The following is a 7570-nucleotide window of genomic DNA, read 5'->3' as shown; positions in this document are numbered from 1 at the left end:
TGGCGCAGGAAGGCCTCGAACATCATCAGCGCCCACAGCGGGCTGCTGTAGTCGCGCCGGCCGGAAACGTGCGCATCGACGAGGTGCTCGAGATAGCGGTCCTCGAAGATGCCGGTGGATTGCAGTTCGCCTTCGAGCAGAGCGCTGCGCACCCGCTCGCGCAACGGCCCGCGGAACCAGCGCACCAGCGGCACGGCGAAGCCCATCTTCGGACGGTACATGATGTCGTGAGGCAGGTGCGGCTCGAGCGACTTCTTCAGCAGCCACTTGCCCTCCCCCCCGCGCACCTTCAGCGAAGACGGCAGCCCGGCCACCCACTCCACCAGCGGGTGGTCCATCAGCGGCTCGCGCACCTCGAGGGCGTGAGCCATGCTGGCACGATCGACCTTGGTGTTGATGTCGCCGACCAGATAGGTCTGCAGATCGAGGTACTGGATGATCGACAGCGGATCATCGGTCTGGGCGCGCTGGGCGTGCTCGTGGAACAGTTCGGCCGTGCGGTAGCCGGCAAGGCGCTGGCGGAAGGCATCCGAGTACAGCTGCGGGCGCATGTCGTCGCGGAAGATCGAGACGCTGTGCAGGTAGGCCTCCACCGAGTCGCGCGCCAGCGACTGAAAGGTGGACTTGGCGCGCACGAAGCGCGGCGCCCAGTCGGCCTTCGGGTAGACGCGGCCGAGCATGCCGAACAGCGGCTGGCGCAGGCCCAGCGGCAGCGCCGAGCGGAAGCGTTCCTCGTTGAGGTGCAGCAGGTAGCGGCGGTAGCCGCCGAAGCTCTCGTCGCCCCCGTCGCCCGACAGCGCCACCGTCACGTGGCGCCGGGCGAGTTGGCAGACGCGGTAGGTCGGGATCGCGGAGCTGTCTGCATAGGGCTCGTCGTAGAGCGCCGCCAGCGTGTCGATGAGATCGAAGTCGTCTGTCGCCACCTGGTCGACGAAGTGGCGCGTGTGGTATCGCTCGGCCACCTGCTGGGCGAAGCGCGTCTCGTCGAACTTCGGGTCGTCGAAGGAGATCGAGCAGGTATTGACGGGGCCTTCCGACTGTCCCGCCATCATGGCCACCACGGCGCTCGAATCGACGCCGCCGGAAAGGAACGCGCCCAACGGCACCTCGGAGATCATGCGCAGGCGCACGCTCTCCTGCAGCCGGCGGATCAATTCGCCCTGCGCCTCCTCGGCGGAAATACCGTTGTCACCGCTGAAGCTCACGTCCCAGTAGCGTCGTGGCGGCGGCGCGCTCTGCCCGCGACGCAGCGTCAGCGTGTGCGCGGGCGGCAGCTTCAACGCAGAGGAGTAGATCGTGCGCGGCTCCGGTACGTAGCCGAGGGTGAAGTAGTCGTCGACCGACCGCGGGTCGATCTCGCGGGACAGCCCGCCGTGCGCCAGCAGCGCCTTCAGTTCGGAGCCGAACAGCCACTGGCCGTCCGGCAACTGCGCGTAGAAGAGCGGTTTGACACCGAGCCGGTCGCGGGCCAGGAACAGCGTCTGGCGGTTCTCGTCCCACAGCGCGAAGGCGAACATGCCGCGGAAGCGTTGCACGCACTCCTCGCCCCAGGCCTCCCAGGCATGCACGATCACCTCGGTGTCGCTGCGCGTGCGGAACACGTGACCCAGGGCGGTGAGCTCGGGAATCAACTCGGCGTAGTTGTAGATCTCGCCGTTGAAGACGACGACCACCGAGTGGTCTTCGTTGAACAGGGGTTGCTGACCGGTGGCCAGGTCGATGATGGACAGCCTCTTGTGGCCCAGCGCGAGGCCAGGTGCGAGATGCACGCCCGTCTCGTCGGGGCCACGATGGTGCTGCGACTCGTTCATTCGCACGAGCGTCTCGCGCGCCATGGCACGCTGCCCGCGAGAGTCCCAGATGCCGACGATTCCGCACATGTGTCCGTTCCTTGTCAGGCCCGCTGCAGCGCGCGCCGCGCCGCCAGTCGGCCGAGCTGCTGCTCGTAAAGTTCGTCGTAGGCCGAGACCATGGCGTCGAGGCTGAAGCGCCGCTCCGCTGCCTCCCGGGCTCTGCGGCCCCGTGCTCGGGCGCCATCTCGGTCCGAGAAGTCGTGCAGGATGGCCTCGGCCATCGCCTCGACGTCGTCGGACGGCACCAGCCGTCCGGTCACGCCCTCCTGCAGCAGTTCCGCGTTGCCGCCGACAGCCGTCGCCGCGATCGGCAAACCGCTGGCCATGGCTTCGAGAATGGTGTTGGACACGCCCTCGGCGCGCGAGGGCAGCACGAAGGCGTCCAGCGCACGCAGCACCTCGGGCACGTCCTCGCGTCGGCCGGCGAGCCAGGCGAGCGAGTCGGCGTCGGCCTGGCGCAGCACCTCCTGCACCGCCTCGCGTTGCGGCCCATCCCCGGCAACGACAAGCCGCAGCCGATCGCGGGCCGACGGCGCGAGCACCAGCGCGCGGACGAACGCCCGCGCCAGCAGCACCTGGTTCTTGATCGGCTGGAGACGGCCCACGGTGCCGACGACCCACTGGTCGGCGGCAGCGAACGGCGAACCCGCGAGACCTTCGCGCGATTCGCCGGCAGGGCGGAAGCGCTGCGTGTCCACACCGTTGTAGATCTGCGCGATGCGCGTCGGGGCGACGCCGACTCGATCGACGAGATAGGTCTGGAGATGTCGCGAGAGGGCCACGTAGCGGTGCACGAAAGGCCTGTAGGCACGCCTGGTCCACTGGCACGCGAGCCTGCGGCCATCGGGGTCGTTGCTGTCCCAGCCGTGCTCGCCGTGGATGCGCACCGGCACGCCGGCCCATGCGGCCGGCAGCATCATCTCCAGGGCGCCGAGGTTGCGTGTGTGCACGACATCGGGGCGCAGTTCCCTGAGCAGCCGCACCATGCGCGGCGCAATGCGCAGGCCCTGGCCCGGCGGCTTCTGCAGCGCGTGGAAGCTGACATCTTCGCGCTTCACGCGGTCGCGGAATCCGCTCACCTCGGTCATCGCGATCACCGCATGGCGGTACCTGCCCGCCGGCAGTCGATTGAGCAGGTTGACCACGCCGTTCTCCAGCCCGCCGACGTCGAAGCGGAACACGACGTGGGCGATCAGCGGACGGTTGTCTGCGGGGGTCATGGACACACCGTCTCAGCCAAGATGCCGCGCCAGCGCCGGCCCGATCGCGTTGACCACGCCACGCGGCAGCCGCCGCCAGATCTCGATCGCCTTCTGGTACTTCGGGTTGGCCGGATTGTTCTGCGGCACGCTGTCGCGGGTGAACAGCTTGTACTCGTAGTGCAACGGCGTCGGCTCGAAGCCCCAGTTCTTCTTGAAATCGAACGAGCCAGTGTCGCGCTTGGAGCGTCCGTAGTCGAACACCTTCAAGCCGCGCTCGCAGGCCCGCCGCATCAGCTCCCAGTACTTGAAGTCGTTCGCGCCCAGATCGCGCGCTTCGCTCAGGTCGCCTGCATAGTACGGAAGAACCTCGTCGCGGAAGTAGAACGACATCACGCCAGCCACCGCCACGCCTTGCGCAGATCGCACGAGCAGAACCTCGCAGTCGTCGCCGAAGACGCGGCGCAGCGCCTCGAAGTAGCGGCGCGGCTGCGGCGGCGTGCCGTGGCGGTGCAGGTTGTCGGCATACAGGTCGAAGAAGACCGCGGTGCCAGAATCAATCTCGCTGACGAGGCCACGCTGAATGCCCTTTCGCACCACGGCCCGCTGCTTGCGGGGAATGGCGAGCATGTTGGCCTCGACCTCGGGCAGGATGGCCTTGCGGAACGTGACGTGCAGATCGCTGCGCGGCCAGTCGGGCTCGGTGGCCACGCGGTTGCGCAGCTCGAGATGGGAAACTCCCAGACGCATCCCCAGTTCCGTGGCAGCACGGTGCAGCGCCGGCAGGGCCTCGGGGTCGCTCGCAGCCACGCCGCCGTACACGGCGAACGGCAGCGACTGCAGCGAATGGCCGAACAGCCGGCTGCGCAGTTCCACCAGCGGGAGCACCCCGACGATCTGGTCGCCACGCTCGGCGAGCAGGTAATGCGTGCGATGCCGGAACACCGACTGGAAGATTTCGCGCCAGCCGATGCGATGGAAGAAGGTCGCCTCCGGGCAAGCGAAGACGAAGCACTCCCAGCGCTCGGCATCACCTTCGGCGAAGGTGCGAACGGTCAGCGTCGCCGCTGCCAGCACTGCGTCGTCCACGCGGTTCACGCGGCGCGCAACCCGAAGACCTGGTCAACGCGGCCCCAGTGGAAGTCGCGCAACAGTCGGCCCAGGCGGGCCTCGGTCCTGCCGAGATTCACATAGTGGCGAAAGCGCGTCTTCAGGCTCGTGCCCGCAACGCGCGGCTGACCAGGGTCGATTTCCCAGGGGTGGAAGTAGAAGATCGCCGGGCGCCGGTCGAGGCGGTTGACGCGGCGCAGCGCCCACCGGCTGAGCGCGTAGGGCGCAAGCCGGAAATAGCCGCCGCCGCCGGCCGGCAGGTTGCGCTCGAACAGTCGCGTGGTCGTCAAGGGAATCTCCACGAGTCCGGGCCGCGCGTCGTACGGAAAGCGCGGAGCGTCCGGCATGCCATAGTGGTCGTGCTGAACCGGGTAGACGCTCGAGCTGTAGCGGTGGCCGGTTTCGAGCAGCACGTCGAACGCCCACGGATTGCTGTAGCCGATGGAGAAGCTCGGGGCGCGGTAGCCAACCACCGCCTGGCCGCCGATGTCCTCGAGAAGCCCCTTGGCGCGCAGCACGTCCTGGCGGAAATCCTCCTGCCCCTGTTCGGTAGCGCGCTGGTGGCCATAGCCGTGGCTGGCCAGTTCGTGGCCACCCGCCACGATGTCGCGCACCAGTTGCGGGTAGCGCTCTGCCACCCAGCCCAGCGTGAAGAAGGTGGCCGTGACGCCGCGCTCCTCGAACATCGCCAGCAGACGCTGCACGTTGGCCTCGACGCGGCAGGGCCGCTCGTCCCAGCTTGCACGCTCGATGTGCGGCGCCAGCGCGGATACCTGGAAGTAGTCCTCCACGTCGACCGTCAGCGCATTGGTCAGTGGCTGATCGTGGCGTTGGTCAGCGCTCATGTTCGTGGTCATCTGCGGATGGTTGCGGTCAGAAGCGATGATCCAGCCCCATGTAGACGGAGCCTTCCCGGCCTTCGGCCGCCACGTTCGACTCGATCTTTCGATAGCGTCCACCGAAGAAGGTGCTGGTCAGCGGTGCGGCCTGCAGGGTCACTTGCACGCGAAGCCCCTGCTGCGTGGTTTCGTCGGGCAGCAGCGCCTCGAGTGCCCGGATGCGGCTCCAGTCGGCCGTCGTGCTCAGGCTCGCCAACGGGGTCAGGCGATGGCTGAAGACGACTGCCGCGCCCTTCTGGGTGTTGTTGTCGGCGGCCAGCCCGGTCGCCAGCGGACCGCTGTCCAGCGCGTCCTCGGTGCGCGTGACGTAGCCGCTGACTGTCAGCGAGTTGCGCACACCGGTGAACGCGACACTGGCGCGACGCGTCGTGATGATGCTGAATCGCTGCGAGAACAGCGTGATCGGCCCTTGCGTGGCATTCGGCAGGCCTTGTCTGGCGATGTAGTCCTGCACGATGCGGCCGCGCTCGACCGGGTCCGGGTAACGCGTGGTGAACATGGCATCGATCAGGCCTGCCACGTTGTCGCTCGAGGGCAACCGAAACAACTCCGCCGGAGTCGTGTCGACGCCACGATTCAACCCCAGGTTCCACGCCAGCCGAGGCTGCCGGTGCGTGAAGGCCAGATCCCATCCCGAGCCGAAGAACCGCTTCTCGCGGAATACCGACAAGCTCGTCCGCGGTGACGGCTGCCAGCGCGCTTCCACGCCCGCGATCGAGCGCCACTCGTCGAAACTCGGGTCGGCGTTGTTTCGCTCGGCGCCGCCGCGCACACCGACGCTCCAGTCTTCGCCGATGGCGTAGTTGAGCCGCAGCCGCGCCGTCGAGATGGCCAGGTCCGTCTCGGCCGGGTCGTCGAACTGCGTCAGCGAGCGCTCCGCCTCGACGCGCCAGCCGAACGGCCGCGGCGGCTGCTCGATCGACGCGAATACGCGCCCGAAGTAGCCCCCGGCGCCACTCGCCACCGCGTTGTCGGCGCCGATCTCACGCGTCCAGGTGTTGTCGTTGCGCAGCGAGTAGCGCAGGTCGCCGGAAGCCACGCCCTCGATGACGGGACTGAAGCGCCACTGCGACGTCGTCAGTCGGTTCGTCGTGCTGCCCGCGTCGGCGCGAACGCCGAACGGGTTCTCGCTGGTCTGGCTGGCGCGGTACCCGGCCTCCATGAAGAACAGCCTCTCGATCGCCTCCAGGCGCGCGCTCAGGTCTGCGGTCGGCTCGACCGCTCCCGGTTGCGTATTCTTGGCATAGGCGATGCCCCCCAGCGACGCCGAGCCGGACAGGCGGAGACGCGCACCATTGCCGCGCAACTGGATGCGTGGGCGGACCTCAATGATCGAGTCGGAGGATGCAGGGCCGGCACCGATGACCCCTTCGCCAAACGACGAATTGCTCGTCCAGGACAGCTGCGAACTCACCCCCAGTTCCATGCCCCAGCGCCGAGCCGGCGCCGACTCCGGCGGCTGCACCTGTGCGTGCGCGGCGGACGCCCCCAGACCCACGAGGCAGGCCAGCGCACGACCAGTGGCACCCAGGCGGCGCTCAGCCTTCGACCGGGTTGTAGTAGCCATAGTAGGAGCCGACTTCGGAGCGCCCGATCTTGTTCAGCAGGGGCAGCACGTTCGGGCACTGCTCGACGGTGGCCAGCGCCTGCTCGACGGTCTTTTGCGTCGTGTTGCTCGCCTCGACGACGAGTATCACCTGCCCCATCAACGTCGCCAGCACGCGTGACTCGGTGGACGGCAACAGGGGCGGCGCATCGAACACCAGGATGCGGTCCGCGTAGCGGCTTGACATCTCGGCGAGCAGGCGGTGCATCGCTTCGCTGGACAGAAGTTCTGTGGCCTGACCGTGCGGACGCCCGGCCGGCAGCAGACTGAGCTTGGGGATGTTCGTGCGGAGCATGACGTCGCCAAGCCCGATCGCCGGGTCGGTGAGAACGTCCAGCAGGCCCGGAGCCTGGGGCAGGCCAAGGCGATCCAGGATGGAGGGCCGCGAGACGTCCGCATCGATCAGCAGCACGGTCTTGTCGAGCTCCATGGCCAGGCTCAGGGCCAGATTCACAGAGACGAAGGTCTTGCCCTCACCGGGCAACGAACTCGTCACCATGATCAGGTTGGCGCGGTCCTGCGTGCCTTCGGCGGCCCGCACGTTGGCCAGCAGCGGTCGCTTGATGACACGGAACTCGTCGGCGATCTTGCTGCGTGGAATAGTTGGCGTGAGGTACTCCATCGCAGCCAGGCGATCGAGATCGATGCGCACCAACTTGGAAGACCTCGCTTCGACGTCGTGGTGCGGGGCCGGACGATGGGCCTTCGTTGCCGGCACGGCGGAAGTCCGGCCGGCGATGGCGCCCGCCGCCGCATCGGCGGCCGGCAGCGCAGACCGCAGGCGTTCGACCACCGGAGCGTTTCCGGCGCCGCCGAGCGCTGCCGCGGGCGGCTCGATGCCGCTGCGTCGAAGTTCTTCCAGCCGCCGGACGGCCTGCTCGATGATGCTCACGATCTGCTCTT

The 7570-nt window shown here is 68.0% G+C and carries 6 protein-coding genes; all 6 read right to left on the bottom strand.

The features are described from left to right. Nucleotides 1-1880 (bottom strand): XrtA/PEP-CTERM system amidotransferase (locus Q0599_RS22045; protein ID WP_298834534.1); only part of this gene is annotated, 1880 nt, incomplete at its 3' end. A 14-nt stretch (nt 1881-1894) separates the two neighbouring features. Further along, entirely contained in the window at nt 1895-3073 is a 1179-nt protein-coding gene (locus Q0599_RS22040; protein ID WP_298834531.1) for a TIGR03088 family PEP-CTERM/XrtA system glycosyltransferase, read from the bottom strand. Nucleotides 3074-3085: 12 nt separating this feature from the next. Then, the gene (locus Q0599_RS22035) at nt 3086-4111 is read right to left on the bottom strand and encodes a FemAB family XrtA/PEP-CTERM system-associated protein (RefSeq protein ID WP_298834539.1); all 1026 of its coding nucleotides are present in this window, start codon (nt 4109-4111) and stop codon (nt 3086-3088) included. Between the two features lie 35 nt (nt 4112-4146). Next, the gene (locus tag Q0599_RS22030; RefSeq protein ID WP_298834528.1) at nt 4147-5007 is read right to left on the bottom strand and encodes an XrtA system polysaccharide deacetylase; all 861 of its coding nucleotides are present in this window, start codon (nt 5005-5007) and stop codon (nt 4147-4149) included. Between the two features lie 28 nt (nt 5008-5035). Continuing rightward, on the bottom strand, nt 5036-6475 hold the full coding sequence (locus tag Q0599_RS22025) for a TIGR03016 family PEP-CTERM system-associated outer membrane protein (protein WP_298834525.1): 1440 nt from the start codon (nt 6473-6475) through the stop codon (nt 5036-5038). Nucleotides 6476-6599: 124 nt separating this feature from the next. Continuing rightward, entirely contained in the window at nt 6600-7559 is a 960-nt protein-coding gene (locus Q0599_RS22020) for an XrtA-associated tyrosine autokinase (protein WP_298834522.1), read from the bottom strand. Nucleotides 7560-7570: the final 11 nt, after the last annotated feature.

Origin of the sequence: uncultured Piscinibacter sp. (genome assembly GCF_937952055.1) — a bacterium.
GTDB lineage: Bacteria > Pseudomonadota > Gammaproteobacteria > Burkholderiales > Burkholderiaceae_C > Piscinibacter.
Note: the sequence above shows the minus strand (reverse complement) of the source record. Positions and strands in the feature narration are given on the sequence as shown.

Excerpts from the sequence above, each read along its gene's own strand:
- Q0599_RS22040 (WP_298834531.1), bottom strand. The coding sequence starts at position 3,073 with ATGACCCCCGCAGACAACCGTCCGCTGATCGCCCACGTCGTGTTCCGC.
- Q0599_RS22030 (WP_298834528.1), bottom strand. The coding sequence starts at position 5,007 with ATGAGCGCTGACCAACGCCACGATCAGCCACTGACCAATGCGCTGACG.